Below are 19,688 nucleotides of genomic sequence, written 5' to 3'. Positions count from 1 at the left end.
CGGAGGGCACTTTCATACGGCTCATCTACGGGGCGACGTGAGCGACTTGGTGTCTGCCGGGTTACCTCCGACGCAGCCGCTGTGCCTCCTCGAAGAGTCTGTCGGTGTGGTCCGCCAGCACGCCGCCCAGCAGTAGCTCCGGGGTGTAGAAGGACCGGGCGGAGGCTGCCACCTCCCGTGCGGACAGGTCGATTTGGCTGATGCCGGTGCGGCGGATCTGGTCGATCGAGCTGGCCCAGACGACGCGCCGCAGATTCGCCCATGCCATCGCACTCATGCACATCGAGCAGGGCTCACCCGTGGTGTAGAGGGTGGTGTCGGCCCAACCCTGGTTGCCGTGCCGGTGTACGTAGTCGTTCATGGCGACCACCTCGCCGTGCAGCATCGGGTTGGCCGCCCCGGAGTTGACGCCCCACCCCAGGACCTCACCGGTGCGGGTGCCGACGATCACCGCGCCGAACGGCCACTTGGGGTTCCTTCGGGCCTGTTCGATGGCCAGCCACATGAATCGCTCGTGAGCGGCGCCGGCGCCGGCGCCGGCGCCGGCACTGGCACCGGTACCGGTCCGCAGGTCCGCCGCGGGGGTCGCACCGGCGTCGCGGTCCGGGCGGGCGTGGCTCTCCTGGGCTGAGTGCCGATGGAGGGCGACCGGAGCCACCGCTCCCACCACCACGGCTCCCCACCTGCCGAGCAACTGACGCCTGCCCGAATCCATCGCATCTCCTCACTCGACGCCGATGACTCCGCAGAGTATCCGAACCGTCACAAGACCCCTCCGGTTCGCGCCGGAATCACATGAAGCGCTGTATACAGTGGCCGGCGACTCCTATATGCAGACCTGAATACAGTGAGTGCCGAGCGCGTCCGCCGAATACGGCACCCCCCTGTGCGCGAGGAGCCTCATGTCCTACGCCGCCGGCGCCCCCGACCGCGCTGGAGCTCTACAGCGAACGCGGCTACGAACAGACGACGGTCGCCGAGATCGCCAAACTGGCCGGTCTCACCGAACGGACCTTCTTCCGGCACTACACCGACAAGCGCGAGGTGCTGTTCGGCGGCTCGGGTGCGGTGCAGGAACTGTTCGTGAACGCCGTCGCCGAGGCTCCGCAGCCCGCGGCCCCGATCGACGCGACGGCGGCGGGGCTGGAGGCGGTCTCCGTGGTGTTCGACGGTCGCCGCGAACTCTCCCTGCAGCGCCAGGCCGTCATCGCGGCGAACGCCGAACTCCAGGAGCGCGAACTGATCAAGCTCGCCTCACTGTCGGCCGCGCTGGCCGACGCCCTGCGCCGACGCGGCGTCCGGGAGCCGGCCGCCAGCCTGACCGCCGAGGCAGGGGTCGCCGTCTTCAAGGTCGGCTTCGAGCGGTGGATCGCGGCGGCCGAGACACGCACGCTGTCGCAGGTGATGCGGGAGTCACTGGAGGAGCTCAAGGCCGTGACGGCGGGCGGCTAGGGGGCGAAGGAGCGCTCAGGGTTGTGTTCGCCCGAGAGGTTCCGGCTCGCCTACCGCAAGCAGGTGGTCTCCAGCAGTTCGTGGGCCATCCCTTGCGCGGGCCCCGCGGTCTGGTCGGCGACCCGGCGGAAGGTCTCCCGGGCGGGGCGGGCCGGCCAGTCGGGGGGCAGGTGCCGGGCGGGCAGTCGGGGGTCCGTGCGGATGGTCCAGAGCCAGTCGCTGACCAACCGCAGGCGGGTGCCGATCGGGTCGTCCCCGGATCCGGCGTCGAGGTGGGCGGTCCAGCGCTTGTCGAAGGTGACGTAGCGGGCGGCGATGCTCTCCAGGTCCCAGGTGTCGCGGACCATGTGCCCGATGTCGGTGGCCTCGTCCGCCTGGGCGTGGAAGATCTTGACGTGGGCTGTCAAGCCGAGTTCCGAGACGATGGTGGCGACGTCGACGTTCCCCGGCGCGATCCACAGCCCGCTGTACAGCGCGCCGAACCCGGACCAGGTGAGCCGCGAACGCAGATCGTGGCGCTGGCGTTTCCAGGAGTCGGGGAGGGAGAAACCGAGCAGCGTCCAGGAGCCGTCCCAGTCGTCGTTGACCGCGCCCCGCTGCCAGATGCGGGTACGGCCGTCCTGGAGGACGCGCGTCGCCTGCGGGGTCAGGCCGAAGAACATCTTGCGGCCCTCGCGTTGGCGCATCAGCAGGCCGCGGTTGACCATGCGGGTGAGGGTGGAGCGTACGGCCTGTTCACCGATGCCGACCCGGCCGAGCACGTCGATGATGCTGCCCGAGTAGACGCACAGGTCGCCCTCCTCCAGGACGTGGTTGCCGAAGAACGCGAGCATGAGCGACTGGGGGCGCTGCTGCGGGCCCTCCGAGCTGTCCTGGGTGTCCTGGGTGCCCAGGATGTCGTCGTCCTCCACGGAGGCAAGCGTACGACCGCCCGCCGACGGCACGGCGGGCGGTCGTACGGCTTCACCGGAGGTCGGCGGGGTGGGCAAGGTCGTACGGGCGCAGGTACGGGGTGGGGCGGTACGGCACATAGCGGGTCGGCGTGGTCGGATCGGCCTTCGTGGCACGGGAGTTGAGGGACGCCGGGTCGGTGCCGGTCCACCTGCCGGTGGTGAGGCGGTCCTCCAGGGTGTGCAGGGCGGCGAGCTGTTCGGCGGGGCTGAAGGTGCAGTGGCCGGCGTTGTCGGTGTACGCCTGCCGCAGCTCGGACCCCGACCCGGCGGCCGTGACCGCCCGCTTCAGGGCGCTCTCCGTCTGAACGGGGACGAGGGCGTCGCCGATGGTGTGGACGGACAGCTGCGGCTTGGTCAGCCTGCCCGTGAAGGAACTCGTGCGGCTCATCCACGCCAGGGCGGCCGGGTCGGCGCTGATGCGCGGGGCGCGGTTGAGGGAGGCGAGGTCGGCGCGCAGGGACAGACCGGCCTTCTTGTAGAGCTCGGTGACCTCCTTGCGCACGGAGGACCGGCCGAGCAGCTTCGCGTAGTCGACACCGGTGTTCCAGGACGGGTTGCCGCCCGCCCGGACCTCGGACTCCTGCCGCCGGTTGAAGGCGGCGATCTTCAGCAGTCCCTTCACGGCCTCGTACTGGTTGGCCTGCTGGGCGTCCCAGTCGGTCGCGGCGGGCCGGACTTGCGTGGGCTGGTTCCAGACGGGGATGTTGTGCAGGGCCGCGGCCAGCGCGATACGGGCCCGCCCCTCGGCCGTCGTCTGCGCCGAGTCGACCGCGGCCGTCAGGGTGTTCGCCGCCGCGTCGGCGGCCGCCTGGTCCGCGATGTTCACCAGCGGGACGCCGGAGTCCGGTGCGAGGAGCGTCTTGATGGCGAAGACGGGGTCGAGCGTGTTGTTCCAGTTGGCGACGCCGCCGTGGACCAGCCCGCACAGGGAGATCGAACCGTCGATGCGGTCGGGGTGGCGCTCGGCGATGGCGGTGGTGACGAACCCGCCGTACGACCGTCCCCAGGCGATGGTGCGGGAGGCCGCACCGAAGCGTTCGGTGAACGCCGAAAGGGTGGCGAGCTGGTCGGGCACCGCGTCCGTCACCGCCCAGCCGGTGGTGGCGTAGGAGGAGCCGACGAGGGCGTAACCGCGCTGAAGGAGGAGGGCCTTCGTGGTGTCGTCCGGGGCGTTCTGGGCGGGGTTGGCCGGGCCGGACGTGTAGCCGTGGCTGAAGAGCAGGACGGTGCCGTTCCAGTTGGCGGGCACGTCCATGATGTACGTCGCGCCCGAGGGGAGTCTGCCGTCCACGTGGGTGGTGTCCGCGGCGGCGGCCGAGGCGGGCAGCGCGGTGACCGCGAGCAGGAGGGCGGCCACCAAGGAGGTGCGGGCGCGGGTGCCGTTCGTCATGCGGTGATCTCCTCCGTCTTGGGAGCGGTGGGGAGTTCGCCGGCGGCGCCGGAGAGGGACGTACGACTGGTCTCGCGCACGAACCACACGGTCAGCGCGGTGATGAGCGAGCCGCCGCACAGCAGCAGGGCGACGGGGGTGCTGTCGCCGCTGCCGGCGACCAGGCTGCCGGCGATCATGGGGGAGAAGCCGGCGCCGACGAGGGTGGCGCCCTGGTAGCCGAGGGAGGCGCCGGTGTAGCGGACCCGGGTGCCGAACATCTCGCTGAACAGCGCCCCCAGCGGGGCGTACATCAGGGACTGGGCGATGCCGTGGCCGAGGACCACGGCCAGGATCAGCGCGCCCTGCGACTTCGAGTCGACCAGTGAGAGGACCGGGAAGGCGGTGGCCGCCGACAGGAGGGCTCCGGCGAGGACGATCGGGCGGCGCCCGACGCGGTCGGAGAGCGCCGAGGCGCAGGGCAGCACGACCAGGGCGACCGCGGCGGAGACGGTGAGCGCGGTGAGCACCTGCGGGCGGGGGTAGCCGATGCCGGTGGCGTACGCGATGAGGTAACTGGTCAGCAGTGACTGGGCGGTGAAGGCGCCGATGCCGACACAGCAGGCCAGCAGGACGGGACGCGGGCGGCGCAACACGTCGAGGATCGGCAGCCGTGCCTCGCCGCGGTCCTTCTTCACCTCGGCGAAGAGCGGGCTCTCCACCACCTTGAGCCGGACGAAGAGCCCGACACCCAGCAGGACGACGCTCAGCAGGAACGGTACGCGCCAGCCCCAGGCCGTGAACTGGTCCTTGGGGAGGGTGGAGACGAGGGCGACGACCGCCGCGGAGATCAGGGAGCCGAGCGGGGCTCCCATCTGCGTGAAGCTGGACCACAGTCCGCGGCGCCGCTCCCCGGCGTGCTCGACGACCATCAGGGTCGCGCCGCCCCACTCACCACCGATGGCGATGCCCTGGACGACCCGCAGGGTGATCAGCAGGACGGGCGCCCAGACGCCGATCGTGTCGTACGTGGGCAGCAGGCCGATGAGGAAGCTGGCACCGCCCATCAGGCCCATGGTGAGCAGCAGCATGGACTTACGGCCGAGCCGGTCACCGAAGTGCCCGAAGAGGATGCCGCCGAGTGGTCGGGCGACATAGCCGGCGGCGAAGGTGCCGAACGCGGCGATGGTGCCGACGGCCGGGTCGGCGCCGGGGAAGAACAGCTCGCCGAAGACGAGGGCGGCGACGGTGCCGTAGACGAGGAAGTCGTAGAACTCCACGGCGGTGCCGAGCAGCCCGGAGAGGGCGACGCGGCGCAACTGGCGTATGTGCTCGGGGTTCGTGGCCGGTGCGGGTGCCGGTGTCGGGGATGCGGCGGGGGACGGGGGCATCGCGGGTCTCCCATGACAGGGGGAAGGACACCGCGAAGGTAGGCTCTGTGGTGACGGCCGTCAATAAAGTGCACAACATTGGCTTACGTGAGTGTGGTCGGCGAACCGTGGTGGAGCGGGGCTTCGTGACTTGTCCTGCGGAATCCGGTGGCGCGACGCAGCCCCGGCGTCAAGAATCGCCCGATGCATGAAGCGAGGCTTTCCGACGGGATCGTCGATCTGTCGCCGCTGTGCCCGGACGATGCCGAGGCGCATCTCGCGGGGGAGGACGAGGCTCTGGTTCGCTGGCTCAGCGGTGGCCCCAGCACACGCGCAGGCGTCGACGCCTACATCCGGCACTGTCAGGAGCAGTGGGACGCCGGCGGGCCGCTCCGTGCATTCGGCATCCGGGTCGGCGCCGACGAGCAGCTGGCGGGGACGATCGACCTGCGGTTCACCGCGGAGGGCCTGGCTCCCGGCCAGGTGAACGTCGCCTACGGCCTGTATCCGTCCTGGCGGGGGCGTGGCCTGGCCACTCGCGCGGTCCTCCTGGTCTCCCGGTACGCGGCGAGTGAGGGCGGCAAGGAGGCGGTGATCCGGGCGGAGCCGGAGAACGCCGCCTCTGTCGCGGTCGCCCGGCGGGCGGGGTTCACCCCCGGTAAACAGACACGCGGCGGGGAGGGGACGAGGCTCGACTGGTACATCCGGGACCTGCGCATCGACACGACCCGCGCGGCCGTCCCCCGCCCGACCACATAAGACGCAGCCCTGTCGCCAAGACGCAGTCCATATCACTGAAAGTCCGGATCAGACTTTGAGTCTATGGACGCCGTCTGGTGGACTCGACGGCATGGCAGTCACCAACGAACGTCTCGACCTGCGGGTCGACGGCATGGATCTCGGCGTCGCGGTGGTCCGCCGGGAGGGCGCGGGCGCTCCCGTCGTCTTCCTGCACGGATTCGGCTCGACCAAGGAGGACTACGCCGACATCGCGCTGCACCCCGCGTTCGCCGGGCGACCGTTCCTCGCCTACGACGCGCCCGGTTGCGGGGAGACGACCTGCGAGGACCTGGGGCGGATCTCGATCCCGTTCCTGGTGCGAACCGCCCGCGCCGTACTGGCCCGGCACGGCATCGAGCGGTGCCACCTCGTCGGGCACTCCATGGGCGGTCTGACCGCACTGCTGCTGGCCCACCATGAACCCGACCGGGTCCTGAGCTTCGTGGACATCGAGGGAAACCTGGCCCCGGAGGACTGCTTCCTGAGCCGGCAGATCGTCACCCACCCCTCGGAGGACCCCGAGCACTTCGTGGCCGACTTCACCGAACGGGTGCGCCGCTCACCGCAGTTCTCCAGTGCCCTGTACGCGGCGAGTGTGCGCCACAAGGTCCGTCCCGGCGCCGTGCGCGGCATCTTCGAGTCGATGGTCGACCTGTCCGACCACGGCGACCTGATGACGAAGTTCCTGTCGCTGCCCTTCCCGCGCATGTTCCTGTACGGCGAGCAGAACTCCACCCTGTCGTATCTGACCAAACTCGCCGCGAACGACGTCGAGTTGGCGGAGATCCCGCACAGTGGCCACTGGCCGATGTACTCCAACGCCGTGGCCATGTGGGAACGGATCGCCGACTTCACCTCTCAAGTGCCGGGCTCCACCGAGAGGTTGTAGTACTCCAGCGTCGTCACACCCGCACGGATGGCATCGAGGGCGCGCAGTTCCTCGGCGACCCGGGCGTCGGCCCGGTCGAGGGTCTCCTCCACCGCGTCGGCGGGTACGACCACCACCCCGTCCGCGTCGCCGACGACGAGATCTCCGGGTCGTACGACCACATCCCCCACGCGCACAGGGGCATCGAACCGTCCGGGATGTTCCTTACCGGTGCCGACCACGGTGACATGGCGGGCGAAGACCGGGAAGCCCAGCTCCGCCTGCTCGGCGACGTCCCGTACGCCGCCGTCCACGACCAGGCCGAGGATGCCCCGCTGCCGCGCGGCCACGGCGAGGATCTCGCCCCAGTGGCCGTGCCGGGCGCCCTGGAGGTCCACGACGAGGACACTGCCCGCGGGGGCCGCGGCCACGGCGCGGTGCAGGGCGAGGTTGTCGCCGCCGATGCCGTGCACGGTGAACGCCGGACCGGCCACCCGCGCCCCCGGCCAGGCGGCGCGCAGCTCCGGCTCGCAGACGTGGGCGGCCGAGGCGGACGCCTCGTAGAGGGTGGCGGTGCTGTGGCCGCGGGCCGCGTCCGTCATGTCCGGCTCCTGGTCTGGAGGGAGTGGTAGCCGAAGCTCTCGCGGGCCTCGCGCAGGGTGCTGCCGGTGCGGGCGGCGGCGACGATGTCGGCCTCGATGCGTTCGATGCGTTCGGCGGTCTCGGCGATCCGCTCGGCCTCGACGGCGGGTACGACCACCACGCCGTCGGCGTCCGCGCACACGAGGTCGTCGGGGCGGATCTCGATGCCGGACACCGTCACCGGCTCGCCCACGGCGACCAGGCGCACCCGGTCCTTTCCGGTGCGCATGAACCGGCCGCGGCTGAACAGCGGATAGCTCTGGGCCAGGGACGCCGACACGTCCCGGCAGACCCCGTTGATGACCGTGCCGGCGATGCCTCGGTGCGCCGCGACCTCCGTCATGATGCCGCCCCAGACGGTGACGTCCGTACGGCCGCCGTTGTCGACGACGATCACCGCACCCGGCGGTACGTCGTCGAGGAAGTCGCCGACCGTGCCTGTGCCGGACTCGTCGACGGGGGCGTAGCGGATGGTGAAGGCCTGGCCCACCGCGCGGAAGTCGTTCGACAGCGGGGCGATGCCGTGCAGGGCACCCTCGATCCCGCAACGGTCCAGGGCATCGGAGAGCGCGGCGGTCGGCAGCGCGCGCAGGCGTGCGAGAAGGTCGCTCATCGCCGCGCCTCCGTGCCGGCCAGGCGCGCGTCCCGCATCGCGTCCGGCAGGGGGACTCCGGCCCGCACCTCGGCCTCGATGGCCGCCTCCCTGTCGGCCAGCCGCCGGGCGGCATCGAGGACCTCCTCGGCGCGTTCGCGGGGTACGACCACGACCCCGCCCTCGTCCGCCAGCACCACGTCCCCCTGCCCGACCGTCACGTCACCCAGCGAAACCGGCTCGCCGGCCGACCTCTGCCGCAGCCGGCCCCGCGCGGTCACCGGCACCTGGCCACGCGCGAACACGGGGAATCCGAGCTCGCGCGCCTGCCCCACATCCCGGCACGCCCCGTCCGTGACGACCCCGCGCACCCCGCGCACCGAGGCGCCGACGCTGACGATTCCACCCCAGGACGACACATCCGTACGGCCGCCGTTCGCGACGACGACCACATCCTCGGGGCCCGCCTCGGCGATCGCGCCGGTGAGGATGTGGGCGCCGCCGCGGCTGTCGGTCGGCGAGTGGTCTACGGGTTCGAGTTGGACGGTCCGGGCGAACCCGGCCACCTTCGGCGTCCCCCACATCGGCCGCAGCCCGCCCTGTCCGGGTGGGAGCCCGCAGGCGTCGAGGGCGTCGGACACGGTCGCGCTGTCCAGGGCCGCGAACTGGGCCAACAAGGAAGTTCCAGCTGTCATGCCCCTCAGTGAAACAACCCCAATCCATATACTGAAGGTCTGATTTCCTCTGCGATACATATGGAGGGCGACTGATGATCGAGGTCCGCCAGGCCCGCTACTTCCTCGCCGTCGCGGAGACACTCCACTTCGGCCGGGCGGCCGAGCAACTCGGCATGTCCCAGCCGCCCCTCAGCCAGGCGATCCTCCAGCTGGAACGGCAGCTGGGGGTACGGCTCTTCGACCGCAGTGAACGCCGGGTCAGGCTCACCGCGACCGGGCGCGTCTTCGCCGAGGAGTGCCGCAAGCTGGTGGCGGCGGCCCGGCACGCCCACGAGGTGGCGGCCCAGACCGAGGCCGGCCTGGTGGGCGCGTTGCGGATCGGCGTGGTGACCTCGGCCCTCGGCGAGCCCCTGCTGGGCACGCTGGCCGCCTTCCGGCACGGCCGCCCGCGCGTCGACGTGCACCTCACGGAGGTCGACACGGGGGAGGGGCAGCAGGCCCTCGCCCGGCGCGAGATCGACATCGCCGTGATCCGGCCCAGCGCACCCGTCCGCGGGCTGCGCGCACAGCCCTGGCGGCACGACCAGTTCGTCATCGCCCTGCCCGCACAGCACCCCCTCGCCGGGGACACCGCCGACCCGGTCGACCTCGCCCGGTTCGCGGACGAGCCCTGGGTCTGGCTCCGGCGCGAAGCCTCACCCGACTACCACGACCACCTCATGGCGACCTGCCGCCGAGCGGGCTTCACCCCCGACGCCCGCCACATCGCCAACTCCATCCTGACCCAACTGGCCATGGTCTCCTGCGGCCTGGGCGTCACCCTTGTACCGAACGTGGCCGTCCGCTCCATCCAGGGCCCGCTCACCCATCGCCCCCTCACGGACCTCGCCGACATCGTCGAACTGTCCCTGGTCACCCGGGCCGGTACGCACGAGCCCCTGGTGGAGGAGTTCCTCCGCCACGCCGCGGAGCACCGGCGCGGGACCCCCTAGTGAGAACCGACTCACCCGTCCCGGAGCACCGGCCGCAGAGCCGCTCGTGAGGACCGACGCACCGCACCGTGGCACAGTGGCCGTATGTGCGGCCGCTACGCCTCCACCCGCAGCCCCGCGGACCTCGCCCAGATGTTCCAGGTCACCGACTGGCATCCGGAGGAGACCCTGGAGCCGAGCTGGAACGTGGCCCCGACCGACGAGGTGTGGGCCGTCCTGGAGCGCACCGCACGCGACGCCGCCGAGGACGCGCCGGCGCGCCGCAGGCTACGGCCGCTGCGATGGGGCCTGGTGCCCTCGTGGGCGAAGGACGCGAAGATCGGCGCACGATTGATCAACGCGCGCGTGGAGACCGTCCACGAGAAGCCCGCCTTCAGGCGCGCGTTCGTCAAGCGCCGCTGCCTGCTGCCCGCCGACGGCTTCTACGAGTGGGAGGCGGTCAAGGACGGCAAGACGGGCAAGGCCCGCAAGCAGCCGTACTACATCCACCCGGAGGACGGGCAGGTGATGGCCCTCGCCGGGCTGTACGAGTACTGGCGCGATCCGGAGATCAAGGATGCCGAGGACCCCGCCGCCTGGCTGCTGACCTGCACGATCATCACCACCGAGGCCACCGACGCGGCCGGCCGTATCCACCCCCGCATGCCCCTCGCGCTCACCCCCGACCACTACGACGCCTGGCTCGACCCCCAGCACCAGGGCACCGACGACCTGCGCACCCTGCTCACCCCGCCGGCAGGCGGCCACCTGGACGCGCGGCCCGTCTCTCCGGCCGTCAACAGCGTCCGCAACAACGGCCCCCAGCTCCTGGACGAGGTCGCCGCTCCCTGAGAGCCTGTGAACAAACCCCCGCCTGCGCTGCGACGCCCGGCACGCACGCCCTTCGGGCGGACGACGGGGGTTTGTTCACAGGCTCTGACCTCGCGGAAGGTGAGTTCTCGGTAAGGGTTGCCCCGGTGGACGACCGGGAGACGTTTCTGACAGTCATTTTCATCTAGCGTGGGCCGGAGCCGGGACGGACGGAGCTCGGCGCACCCTTTCGCCCTGCCCCGGAGGCATCCATGCCCGTGTCCTCGTCCCGACGTCTCGCGCCGCCGCTGATAACCGGCGTCTGTCTCATCTTCCTTGCGGGCTGCGGCAGTTCGTCGGATTCCGGTAGCGGCGGCGACGCCTCGCGGAGCCCCGCCGCGGCCTCCGTCATCCCGGTCGTGGCCTCGACGAACGTCTACGGAGACATGGCCGAGCAGATAGGCGGCGGGAAGGTGGCGGTCACCTCGATCATCAGCGACCCCGACCAGGACCCGCACTCCTACGAGGCCAACACACAGAACCAGTTGGCGCTGTCCAAGGCGAAGGTCGTCATCGAGAACGGTGGCGGTTACGACGACTTCGTCGACCGCATGCTCAAGAGCAGCGACAACTCGTCCCCCGAGGTGATCAACGCGGTCAAGGTCTCCGGCAAGAGCGCCCCGGCCGGCGGAGAGCTCAACGAGCACGTCTGGTACGACTTCCCCACCGCCGCCAAGCTCGCCGACCGGATAGCCGCCGCCCTTGCCAAGGCCGACCCGGACGACGCCGCGACCTTCACCGGCAAGGCGAAGGCCTTCAAAGAGAAGCTGACGTCGCTGGAGCAGAAGGAAGCCCGCATCAAGGCCGACCATGGCGGCGAGGCGGTGGCCATCACCGAGCCCGTGCCGCTGTACCTGCTCGAAGCCAGCGGGCTCAGGAACGCGACCCCCGAGGCGTTCAGCGAAGCCATCGAGGAAGGCGACGACGTCTCCCCGAGGACCCTGCGGGACACGCTGGCGCTGTTCACCGGCAAGAAGGTCAAGGCGCTGGTCTACAACGAGCAGACCTCCGGCCCGCAGACCGAGAAGGCCGAACAGGCGGCGAAGACCGCCGGAATCCCCGTGGTCCCCGTCACCGAAACCCTCCCCAAGGGCGAGGACTACGTCGGCTGGATGACCGCCAACGTCGACGCGCTCGCGAGCGCGCTGGCCAAGTGATCCCGGCCCCCGAGGCCGTGATCAGCCTGCGCGACGCGGCCCTCTCCTACGGCGAGCGCGTGCTGTGGCAGGGCCTGGATCTGGACGTGCGCCCGGGCGAGTTCCTGGCCGTGCTCGGCCCCAACGGCTCGGGCAAGACCAGCTTCGTACGCGCCCTGCTGGGGCAGCGGCAGCTGTCCGCCGGGACGTTGACGGTCCTGGGCAGCCCGCCCCGAGGCGGCAGCCGGGCCATCGGCTACGTCCCACAGCAAGGGTCGCTGTCCACGCACGCGACCCTGCGCGCCCGCGACCTGGTCCGCCTCGGCATCGACGGGCACCGCTTCGGACCCCGACCGCGCGCAGGTGCCGTACGCCGTCGCGTCGACGAGATCCTCGCCTCGGTCGGGGCCGCCGCCTACGCGGACGTACCCGTCGGCCTGCTCTCCGGCGGCGAACGGCAGCGCGTCCGCATCGGGCAGGCGCTCGCGACCGACCCGCGGATCCTCCTCTGCGACGAACCGCTGCTCTCCCTCGACCTGCACCACCAGCGGGCCGTCACGGAACTGGTCGACGCCCGCCGCCGCGCCCACGACACGGCCGTCGTGTTCGTGACCCACGAGATCAATCCCGTGCTGGGACTCGTCGACCGCGTGCTGTACCTCGCCCGCGGCGGCTTCCAAGTCGGCACACCCGACGAGGTGCTGACCTCCGAAGCGCTGTCGCGGCTGTACGGCACCCAGGTCGACGTCATCCGCGTCCGGGGCCGCATCACGGTCGTGGGCGCGCCCGACGAGGTGGCTCAGCCGCCGCACCACCCCGAACCGTCGCACGGAGTACGGCCATGACCATCGCCGACGGGATCTGGCAGCAGATCTTCAACTTCGACCACTACGGCGAACTGCTCGCCCTGGTCCGCAACTCCCTCGTCGCCGGCGCCGCGCTCGGCCTGGTCGGCGGGCTGGTCGGGGTCTTCGTCCTCATGCGGGACCTGCCGTTCGCGGTGCACGGGATCAGCGAGATGTCGTTCGCCGGCGCTTCGGCCGCGCTGCTGCTGGGCGTGAACATCGTGGGCGGCTCGATCGTCGGCTCGCTCATCGCCGCCGGTGTCATCGGCGTGCTCGGTTCGCGCGCCCGGGACCGCAACTCGGTGATCGGCGTCGTCATGCCGTTCGGCCTCGGGCTCGGGGTGCTCTTCCTCGCCCTGTACAAGGGCCGGGCGGCGAACAAGTTCGGCATCCTCACCGGGCAGATCGTCGCCGTCGACACCCCGCAGATGTCCTGGCTGCTCGGCACGTCGGCCGTGGTGCTCGTGGCGCTGGCGGTCATGTGGCGGCCGCTCACCTTCGCCAGTGCCGACCCGGAGGTGGCCGAGGCGCGGGGCGTACCGGTACGGGCGCTGTCGTTCGCCTTCATGCTCGTGCTGGGCCTCGCGGTCGCGCTGTCCGTGCAGATCGTCGGCGCGCTGCTGGTCCTCACCCTGGTCGTCACGCCCGCCGCCGCTGCGGCCCGGGTCACCGCATCGCCGGTGCTGCTGCCCACGCTGAGCGTGCTCTTCGCGGTGGCCTCCATCGAGGGCGGGATCCTGCTCGCCCTGGGCAGCAGCATCCCCATCAGCCCGTACGTCACCACCATCTCGTTCACGATCTACGTGGTCTGCCGGCTGATGGGCCGCCACCGGACCCGGCGGTGGGGAGCCGCGCGAGCCACCTCCTGACGTGAAGCCCCGAGGGGAGACCGACGACCACGTGGCATGAAGGCATGAATGGGTATTCATCTGTTCCTGTATCGTGCGGCACATGACTTCCACGCTCACCTCGTCGTCGGTCGACGGGGCCGCATCCGCGCGCGCCAGGTCGGTGCCCCGGCGGCGTACCCGGCTCCTCGCGCTGCCGGAGGTCCGCTGGGCCTGCGCGGCCACCGCGCTGTTCCTGCTCGCGCTGCCCCTGCAACTCGCCGGGGCACCCGCCTGGACCTGGGGCACGCTGTACGCGCTGTCGTACGCCACCGGCGGCTGGGAACCGGGCTGGGAGGGACTCAAGGCCCTCAAGGACCGGACCCTCGACGTCGATCTGCTGATGGTCGTCGCCGCGCTCGGCGCCGCCTCGATCGGGCAGGTGATGGACGGCGCCCTGCTGATCGTCATCTTCGCCACCTCGGGTGCGCTGGAGGCCCTCGCCACCGCCCGCACCGCCGACTCGGTACGCGGCCTGCTCGACCTGGCCCCCGCCACCGCCACCCGGCTCGCCCCCGACGGCACCGAACAGGCCGTAGCCGTAAGGGAGTTGGTCGTCGGCGACACCATCCTCGTACGGCCCGGCGAACGCGTCGGAGCCGACGGCCGAGTGCTGGACGGCACCAGCGAGGTCGACCAGGCGAGCATCACCGGCGAACCTCTCCCCGCCGCGAAACAGCCCGGCGACGAGGTCTTCGCGGGCACCCTGAACGGCACCGGCGCCCTGCGCGTCCGCGTCGAACGCGACGCCTCCGACTCTGTGATCGCCCGGATCGTACGGATGGTGGAGGAGGCGTCCGAGACCAAAGCGCCCACGCAACTCTTCATCGAGAAGGTCGAACAGCGCTACTCGCTGGGCATGGTGGCCGCGACGCTCGCCGTGTTCGGGGTCCCGCTCGCCTTCGGCGAGGAGTTCTCCGAGGCGCTGCTGCGCGCCATGACCTTCATGATCGTGGCCTCGCCGTGCGCGGTGGTCCTGGCCACCATGCCGCCCCTGCTGTCGGCCATCGCCAACGCCGGCCGGCACGGTGTGCTGGTGAAATCGGCGGTGGTGATGGAACGCCTGGGCGAGGTCGACGCCGTCGCTCTGGACAAGACCGGCACCCTCACCGAGGGCACGCCGCGGGTCGTCGACGTACGGCCGCTGCCCGCCCGCGGCCTGGACGAGGACGAGCTCCTGACGCTCGCCGCGGCGGCCGAGCACCCCAGCGAACATCCGCTGGCCCGGGCGGTGGTGGACGCCGGACGCGAGCGCCGCCTCGACCTGCCCACCGCGCACGACTTCACCTCCGCGCCCGGGGTCGGCGTGCGGGCCGTCGTCCAAGGCCGCACGGTCGAGGTCGGCGCCCCGGCCCGGCTGCTCGCCGACCCCGACCGCGAGGTCGTGCAACTGGCCCAGGAATGCGAGGAGTCCGGCCGTACCGCCGTCCTCGTGGTCGTCGATGGCACCCCCGCCGGAGTGCTGGGCATCGCGGACCGGCTGCGCCCCGACGCCGCCACCACGGTCGCCGCCCTCACCACGCTCACCGGCTCCGCCCCGCTCCTGCTCACCGGCGACAACCCCCGCGCCGCCGCTCACCTGGCGGCCGAGGCGGGCATCGAGGACGTACGGGCCGGACTGCTCCCGCAGGACAAGATGGCCGCGGTGCAGGAGTTGCAGGGTGCGGGACGCAAGGTGCTGGTCGTCGGGGACGGGGTGAACGACGCACCCGCCCTGGCCGCCGCCCACATCGGCGTCGCCATGGGCCGGGCGGGCTCCGACCTGGCCCTGGAGACCGCCGACGCGGTGATCGTGCGCGACGAACTCGCCGCCGTCCCCACCACCGTCGCCCTGTCCCGCCGCGCCCGGAAACTGGTCGCGCAGAACCTCGTCATCGCCGGGGTGTTCATCGCGGGCCTCGTCGCCTGGGACCTGCTGGGCACCCTGCCCCTGCCGCTCGGTGTCGCGGGCCACGAGGGCTCGACGGTCCTCGTCGGGCTGAACGGGCTGCGGCTGCTGCGGGAGTCGGCCTGGCAGCGGGCGGCGGCCGACGGGGCCGGCTGACGGCTCTGGATTGGGCGCGCCGGCCGACGGGATGTCGGTTCAGGGGACAGGGGCCGTCGGCCGCCGGTGAACTCACCCCGCGGTCAACAGCCCCTGCTGGTCCGCTCCTTGACGTCAGTCGCAGCGACCGGCCGGCCGAGGCCGCGTCACCACATCGGTGATGCCGGTCGTCGAGTCCAGCCACACCACCTGGCCGCCCGCCACCGCGGCCGCCGACGACTGCTCGCCGCGGTTGCAGGAGACCCGGCCCTTGCGGGTGGCCGGGTCGTCCGGCGCGCCCGACGCGGCGAACTGGTAGAGCTTGGGCGCCGATTCGTTGCTGAGCGGGGCGTCGGCCACATGGCTGCCGACCGTCGCCCGGTCCTCGGAGACCGTCACGTCGTAGGCGTTGAGGGCGTTCGGCCCGGTCTCAGGGCTGAGGTCCACCACGCCGGAACCGTCGAGCGCGGCGCGGCGCAGGGCCCTCTTCCCGTCCGTCGCGTCGTCGTCGAGGAGCCAGAAGACGTGCGTGCCGTTGATGGCCGTCGGGCCGAGACCGATGCCGTCCGAGGCCAGCTGGATCGCCCTGTTCTCGCCGGTCGCGACGTCGATGACCCGCGTGCTGACCGCGTACTCGGCACGCACCCGCCGCCGCTCCTGGTAGGCGACCTTGCCATGGCTCACCGACGGTGCCCAGGCCCGGTGGTAGGTGCCCCCGCCGATCGTCTCCACGTTCGCCGGGTCCTTGATGCTCAGATGGGCGACCGCCCGGCGCCCGCCGTAGGTCACGTAGTCGAAGGCCACGAGGTCACCGTCGACGTCCACCGAGCTGCCGGGGTTGCGGCCCTGCCAGAGCTTCTTCACGGGGCCGCCCGCGAGCGGTCTGGACAGGATGTCGACGCCGTCGGCGCCGACCGCCTGCCACACCACCGTCTTCCCGTCCGTCGCCGGATTGACGTGATAGCGGCCGTCGTTGGGGCTCATCAACTTGACCGAGCCCTCGCCGTTCCCGCGGCCGGCCCACACCGAGTACGGCTCCGAGCCGTCCTCGTTGGACTTGGCCGCGGCCCACCAGCCGCCGCCCGCGCCCAGGCTCGTCCCACTCGTGTTGATCCGGTCGAGAAGGAGATCGGAGTCCACGCCGAGGGCCGACTCCCAACCGGGCACTATGCCGTGGGCGGTGAAGGCGCGCTGCAGTACCTTCTGGTCGGCCGTCGGGAGCCGGAGATCCTGGGCGGCCGCGAGCACCGCGGCCCGTGCCTCCGTGAAACCGTCGAGCGGCGTGAGATATTCGGTCAGCGCCTTGTAGACGACCTTGTCCATCACCTCGGCGCCCAGGTCCTCACGGGCGTCCCACAACGCGCCGCCGACTATGGTCGAGTTGAGGTGGACCCCGCCGTTGTCGACGGCGAACCCGACGCCGAGGAACGACTTGGCCGTGGTCCGCCCGTCGGCCAGATCGCGCAGCGCGCACTCCCGCGGAGTCTTCGTACGGCACAGCCGCTCGCCCAGCAGGCCCGAGTCGGGGTCCGTCGCCGGGATGCCGTACACGTCCGCCTCGACGGCGTTGCCGAAGTAGTCGGCGATGGCCTCGTTCAGGGCGCCGGACTGGCCGGCGTAGACGAGGTTCGCGGAGTGCTCGATCACGCCGTGCGTCATCTCGTGGCCGACGACGTCCATGGCCGCGGAGAGCGGGCGGTACTCGGCGTCGCCGTTGCCGTATACCATCTTCTGGCCGTCCCAGAAGGCGTTGACGTACGACTGGCCGTAATCGGTCACGCCCACCAGGGAGTTGACGGTCATCCCCCGGCCGTCGAGGCTGTCGCGGCCGTGCTTGCCCTTGAAGTAGTCGTAGACCTGCCCGGCGGCCCAGTGCGCGTCGACGGCGCCCGAGTCGGTGGCCTCGGTGCCGAAGCCGGGAGTCGGCGAGCCGAACTCCTGGAGGCCCTCGGGCCACTGTCCACCCACGTCGGTGACCCACTTGCCACGCGCGTCCCAGGTCGACAGGACGTTGTCGGCGGGCAGGCGGGTGCGGTCCCGCAGGACGTATAGGCCGCGGGTGTCGTCGCGCTCGATGTCGAGGGCGACGGTGGCGCCGTTGAGCCGGATGCCGGTGCCCTGCTCGGCGGCGACCACCTGTCGAGGGCCGCCCGCCCCGGCCGCCCCGGACTGACCGGCGCCGGCCCCGGACTGCCCCGCTGTCGTGCCGGGCGCGCCGAACGTCTTGATCCCGCTGTACTGGAGGACCGGATAGCCGGCGCGGGCGTCGACGTAGACCTCGCGGCGCACGGGTTCACCGGTCGCCGGGTCGGTGCCGTGCACGGTGACGTGCCGGGTGAGGACGCCGGACCCGGTGGGCAGCACGACCAGCCCGCGTGCGGTGCCTTCGAGCGGGGTCTCCGCCTCGCGCGGCAGGGACGCCGCGAAGTTCCGGTCGCCGAGCTCCGTGAGGACGGCGTCCACGGCACGCTCGACGGCGAGCGCCTCGCCGACCTCGGGTGTCGTGCCGGTGCTCAGCTCGGTGAAGTACTTGCCCGAGGTGCCGGTGACGACCCGCTCGCCGCCCCGCCTCTCCATGCGGACGACGTACTGCCCGCCCAGGACCGGCACGCCCCGGTGCCGCTGCTGGAGCCGGACGGTCTCCCGCCCGTCGGCCGTGGTGGTCCCGGCGGGCACGAGATCGCGCTCGGCGTCGGGGATCCGGTACCGTCCCTGCTCGCCGTCCAGATAGGCACGCGCTGCGGCAGCCGCGCTGCCCTTGTCCGGGGCCTGCTCCCGGATGCCCCGCACCAGCGATGGCGTGTCCGTTCGCTGCCCCGGGATCACCTCGCCCGGGCTCGGCGGCGGCGCCGTCGGCTCCGTGGCCGCGTCGGCGGGAGCCGCCGAGACGACGAGTGCGACGACGCTCAACAGCGCCGCCGCACCCGGTAATCCGATCGGTTGTGCCCGGTGGCCGTCTCGGCGGCCGTTGGCTCTTATGGCTCTACTCGGGTGACGCACGGTCTCCCAAACCCCCCTTGGTCGCAGGGCCGGGGGCGGAGTGCCGCCCGGCCCGGGGCCATCGAAGCGGCGATGTGCGGTTCCATCAACGGGGCGGGTGTGCCCACAGATGACTTCCGGCCGTCGTCGAGGGGAGTGCCGTCGTGGAGAAAGGTGCCGCCGTCGAGGGAAGTGCCGTCAGCGACCGGGCGCCGGGCCGCTGCTGCGGCGGACCACCAGGTCGACCGGCACCAGCGACTCGACCCGGGGCGGCTCGGCATTGCCGTCGAGCCGGTCGAGCAGCAGGCGCAGCGAACGCGTGCCGATCTCGGCGAAGTCGGTGCGGACGGTGGTCAGCGGCGGCAGGAAGTGCGCGGCCTCGGGGATGTCGTCGTAGCCCACGACGCTGACGTCGCCGGGGACGGAGCGGCCCGCTTCGTGCAGGGCGTGCAGCAGGCCGAGGGCCATCTGGTCGTTGGAGGCGAACACGGCCGTGACGTCCGGGCGTGCGGCCAGCCGCCGTCCCAGCTCGTAGCCGGAGTCGGCGCTCCAGTCGCCGATCAGCGGTGTCGGCACCTCGACGCCGGCCGCCTCCAGACACGCCTGCCAACTGCCCGTCCGGTGATCGGCCGAGGTCCAGCCGGTCGGGCCGGCGATGTGCCATACGGTGCGGTGGCCCAGGCCCAGCAGATGCTCGACGGCCTTGCGGGCGCCGGTCCGGGAGTCGCCGGTGACCTGCTGGGTGTCGGTGTCGAGGCCGTTCTCCAGGACGACCAGTGGAGTGTCGAGGCGGGTGTCCGCCAGGGTCTTGCCCACCCACAGCTGCGGGGCGATCGCGATCACGCCGTCCGCGCCCTCGGCGGACAGCCGGTTCACCGCCTCGACCACGGTGTCCGGCTCGGCGGTGTCCAGCGCGATCGAGCTCAGCAGGTAACCGGCCTCCTGGGCCGCGGTGTTGATCGCGGTCAGGATGCTGGCGGGACCGTAACGGGCGGCGTCGAAGGAGATCACACCGACCATCCGGGTCCGCCCGCTGGCCAGCGACCTGGCGCTGCGGCTCGGCCGGTAGCCCAGCGTCCGCATGGCGGTGAGGACCGTCTCACGGGTCTCCGGCCGCACCGACGGATGGTCGTTGAGGACGCGGGACACGGTCTGCTTGGAGACTCCGGCCAGCCGTGCCACGTCGTCCATCACGGGCCGCGCGCCCGCGAAGTTCCGTCTGCTGCGCCCTCTCGGAGCGGAGCCGTCGGCGGAGCTTCGGGTCATGATGGCTG

18 protein-coding genes are annotated in these 19,688 nt (G+C 71.8%); 9 read left to right on the top strand and 9 right to left on the bottom strand.

What is annotated here, in order from left to right; genetic code table 11:
- Nucleotides 1-61: 61 nt before the first annotated feature.
- Nucleotides 62-715: a nucleoside deaminase gene (locus tag ACIA8X_RS30580; RefSeq protein ID WP_393447206.1), complete on the bottom strand. Its 654-nt coding sequence runs from the start codon at nt 713-715 to the stop codon at nt 62-64.
- Nucleotides 716-795: 80 nt separating this feature from the next.
- On the opposite strand from ACIA8X_RS30580, the gene ACIA8X_RS30575 reads away from it, so the two are divergent.
- Entirely contained in the window at nt 796-1,452 is a 657-nt protein-coding gene (locus ACIA8X_RS30575) for a TetR/AcrR family transcriptional regulator (RefSeq protein ID WP_393447204.1), read from the top strand.
- Between the two features lie 50 nt (nt 1,453-1,502).
- On the opposite strand, the gene ACIA8X_RS30570 is transcribed toward ACIA8X_RS30575, so the two are convergent.
- From ACIA8X_RS30570 to ACIA8X_RS30560, 3 genes are read right to left on the bottom strand one after another with little or no spacing between them, the layout of a single operon-like run.
- The gene (locus ACIA8X_RS30570) at nt 1,503-2,363 is read right to left on the bottom strand and encodes a PaaX family transcriptional regulator C-terminal domain-containing protein (RefSeq protein WP_399459624.1); all 861 of its coding nucleotides are present in this window, start codon (nt 2,361-2,363) and stop codon (nt 1,503-1,505) included.
- Between the two features lie 52 nt (nt 2,364-2,415).
- Nucleotides 2,416-3,795 (bottom strand): alpha/beta hydrolase family protein, encoded by a 1,380-nt coding sequence (locus ACIA8X_RS30565; protein WP_393447200.1) that lies wholly within the window; start codon nt 3,793-3,795, stop codon nt 2,416-2,418.
- Complete coding sequence (locus ACIA8X_RS30560) at nt 3,792-5,165, bottom strand: MFS transporter (protein WP_393447198.1); 1,374 nt, start codon at nt 5,163-5,165, stop codon at nt 3,792-3,794. Before ACIA8X_RS30560 ends, ACIA8X_RS30565 begins: the two co-directional genes overlap by 4 nt.
- A 183-nt stretch (nt 5,166-5,348) precedes the next feature.
- Between ACIA8X_RS30560 and ACIA8X_RS30555 the strand changes: the two genes are divergently transcribed.
- Together ACIA8X_RS30555 and ACIA8X_RS30550 are read left to right on the top strand one after the other, a co-directional pair.
- Complete coding sequence (locus tag ACIA8X_RS30555; RefSeq protein ID WP_393447196.1) at nt 5,349-5,903, top strand: GNAT family N-acetyltransferase; 555 nt, start codon at nt 5,349-5,351, stop codon at nt 5,901-5,903.
- 91 nt (nt 5,904-5,994) lie between these two features.
- Nucleotides 5,995-6,813, top strand: a complete 819-nt coding sequence (locus tag ACIA8X_RS30550) for an alpha/beta fold hydrolase (RefSeq protein ID WP_399459623.1) — start codon at nt 5,995-5,997, stop codon at nt 6,811-6,813.
- Here ACIA8X_RS30550 and ACIA8X_RS30545 read toward each other — a convergent pair.
- From ACIA8X_RS30545 to ACIA8X_RS30535, 3 genes are read right to left on the bottom strand one after another with little or no spacing between them, the layout of a single operon-like run.
- Nucleotides 6,783-7,394: an RraA family protein gene (locus ACIA8X_RS30545; RefSeq protein ID WP_399459622.1), complete on the bottom strand. Its 612-nt coding sequence runs from the start codon at nt 7,392-7,394 to the stop codon at nt 6,783-6,785. The two genes, ACIA8X_RS30550 and ACIA8X_RS30545, sit on opposite strands and share 31 nt — an antisense overlap.
- Entirely contained in the window at nt 7,391-8,047 is a 657-nt protein-coding gene (locus tag ACIA8X_RS30540) for an RraA family protein (RefSeq protein WP_399459621.1), read from the bottom strand. Before ACIA8X_RS30540 ends, ACIA8X_RS30545 begins: the two co-directional genes overlap by 4 nt.
- The gene (locus tag ACIA8X_RS30535) at nt 8,044-8,721 is read right to left on the bottom strand and encodes an RraA family protein (protein ID WP_399459620.1); all 678 of its coding nucleotides are present in this window, start codon (nt 8,719-8,721) and stop codon (nt 8,044-8,046) included. Before ACIA8X_RS30535 ends, ACIA8X_RS30540 begins: the two co-directional genes overlap by 4 nt.
- Nucleotides 8,722-8,795: 74 nt before the next feature.
- Between ACIA8X_RS30535 and ACIA8X_RS30530 the strand changes: the two genes are divergently transcribed.
- The 6 genes from ACIA8X_RS30530 (at nt 8,796) to ACIA8X_RS30505 (ending at nt 15,456) form a co-directional block, all read left to right on the top strand.
- Nucleotides 8,796-9,695: a LysR family transcriptional regulator gene (locus tag ACIA8X_RS30530; RefSeq protein ID WP_393447187.1), complete on the top strand. Its 900-nt coding sequence runs from the start codon at nt 8,796-8,798 to the stop codon at nt 9,693-9,695.
- Nucleotides 9,696-9,779: 84 nt separating this feature from the next.
- Entirely contained in the window at nt 9,780-10,526 is a 747-nt protein-coding gene (locus ACIA8X_RS30525) for an SOS response-associated peptidase (RefSeq protein WP_393447185.1), read from the top strand.
- Between the two features lie 230 nt (nt 10,527-10,756).
- Nucleotides 10,757-11,701: a metal ABC transporter solute-binding protein, Zn/Mn family gene (locus tag ACIA8X_RS30520; RefSeq protein ID WP_399459619.1), complete on the top strand. Its 945-nt coding sequence runs from the start codon at nt 10,757-10,759 to the stop codon at nt 11,699-11,701.
- A complete protein-coding gene (locus ACIA8X_RS30515) occupies nt 11,698-12,525 on the top strand; it encodes a metal ABC transporter ATP-binding protein (RefSeq protein WP_399459618.1) in 828 nt (275 codons plus the stop codon). The genes ACIA8X_RS30520 and ACIA8X_RS30515 overlap by 4 nt, the downstream gene beginning before the upstream one ends.
- Nucleotides 12,522-13,394, top strand: a complete 873-nt coding sequence (locus ACIA8X_RS30510) for a metal ABC transporter permease (RefSeq protein ID WP_393447179.1) — start codon at nt 12,522-12,524, stop codon at nt 13,392-13,394. Before ACIA8X_RS30515 ends, ACIA8X_RS30510 begins: the two co-directional genes overlap by 4 nt.
- A gap of 82 nt (nt 13,395-13,476) precedes the next feature.
- The gene (locus tag ACIA8X_RS30505) at nt 13,477-15,456 is read left to right on the top strand and encodes a heavy metal translocating P-type ATPase (RefSeq protein ID WP_399459616.1); all 1,980 of its coding nucleotides are present in this window, start codon (nt 13,477-13,479) and stop codon (nt 15,454-15,456) included.
- Nucleotides 15,457-15,570: 114 nt separating this feature from the next.
- On the opposite strand, the gene ACIA8X_RS30500 is transcribed toward ACIA8X_RS30505, so the two are convergent.
- Both ACIA8X_RS30500 and ACIA8X_RS30495 read right to left on the bottom strand, forming a co-directional pair.
- Nucleotides 15,571-18,345 carry a M4 family metallopeptidase gene (locus ACIA8X_RS30500; RefSeq protein ID WP_399459615.1) on the bottom strand — a complete coding sequence of 925 codons (2,775 nt, stop codon included), beginning with the start codon at nt 18,343-18,345 and terminating at the stop codon, nt 15,571-15,573.
- Nucleotides 18,346-18,612: 267 nt separating this feature from the next.
- Nucleotides 18,613-19,680, bottom strand: a complete 1,068-nt coding sequence (locus ACIA8X_RS30495) for a LacI family DNA-binding transcriptional regulator (protein ID WP_393447173.1) — start codon at nt 19,678-19,680, stop codon at nt 18,613-18,615.
- Nucleotides 19,681-19,688 lie beyond the last annotated feature (8 nt).

This window comes from Streptomyces sp. NPDC051738, assembly GCF_044453205.1.
Lineage (GTDB): Bacteria > Actinomycetota > Actinomycetes > Streptomycetales > Streptomycetaceae > Streptomyces.
Note: the sequence above shows the minus strand (reverse complement) of the source record. Positions and strands in the feature narration are given on the sequence as shown.

Coding starts and splice junctions, on each gene's coding strand:
- ACIA8X_RS30580 (WP_393447206.1), bottom strand. CDS start 715: ATGGATTCGGGCAGGCGTCAGTTGCTCGGCAGGTGGGGAGCCGTGGTG.
- ACIA8X_RS30575 (WP_393447204.1), top strand. CDS start 796: ATGAAGCGCTGTATACAGTGGCCGGCGACTCCTATATGCAGACCTGAA.
- ACIA8X_RS30565 (WP_393447200.1), bottom strand. CDS start 3,795: ATGACGAACGGCACCCGCGCCCGCACCTCCTTGGTGGCCGCCCTCCTG.
- ACIA8X_RS30560 (WP_393447198.1), bottom strand. CDS start 5,165: ATGCCCCCGTCCCCCGCCGCATCCCCGACACCGGCACCCGCACCGGCC.
- ACIA8X_RS30555 (WP_393447196.1), top strand. CDS start 5,349: ATGCATGAAGCGAGGCTTTCCGACGGGATCGTCGATCTGTCGCCGCTG.
- ACIA8X_RS30550 (WP_399459623.1), top strand. CDS start 5,995: ATGGCAGTCACCAACGAACGTCTCGACCTGCGGGTCGACGGCATGGAT.
- ACIA8X_RS30545 (WP_399459622.1), bottom strand. CDS start 7,394: ATGACGGACGCGGCCCGCGGCCACAGCACCGCCACCCTCTACGAGGCG.
- ACIA8X_RS30540 (WP_399459621.1), bottom strand. CDS start 8,047: ATGAGCGACCTTCTCGCACGCCTGCGCGCGCTGCCGACCGCCGCGCTC.
- ACIA8X_RS30535 (WP_399459620.1), bottom strand. CDS start 8,721: ATGACAGCTGGAACTTCCTTGTTGGCCCAGTTCGCGGCCCTGGACAGC.
- ACIA8X_RS30530 (WP_393447187.1), top strand. CDS start 8,796: ATGATCGAGGTCCGCCAGGCCCGCTACTTCCTCGCCGTCGCGGAGACA.
- ACIA8X_RS30525 (WP_393447185.1), top strand. CDS start 9,780: ATGTGCGGCCGCTACGCCTCCACCCGCAGCCCCGCGGACCTCGCCCAG.
- ACIA8X_RS30520 (WP_399459619.1), top strand. CDS start 10,757: ATGCCCGTGTCCTCGTCCCGACGTCTCGCGCCGCCGCTGATAACCGGC.
- ACIA8X_RS30510 (WP_393447179.1), top strand. CDS start 12,522: ATGACCATCGCCGACGGGATCTGGCAGCAGATCTTCAACTTCGACCAC.
- ACIA8X_RS30505 (WP_399459616.1), top strand. CDS start 13,477: ATGACTTCCACGCTCACCTCGTCGTCGGTCGACGGGGCCGCATCCGCG.
- ACIA8X_RS30495 (WP_393447173.1), bottom strand. CDS start 19,680: ATGACCCGAAGCTCCGCCGACGGCTCCGCTCCGAGAGGGCGCAGCAGA.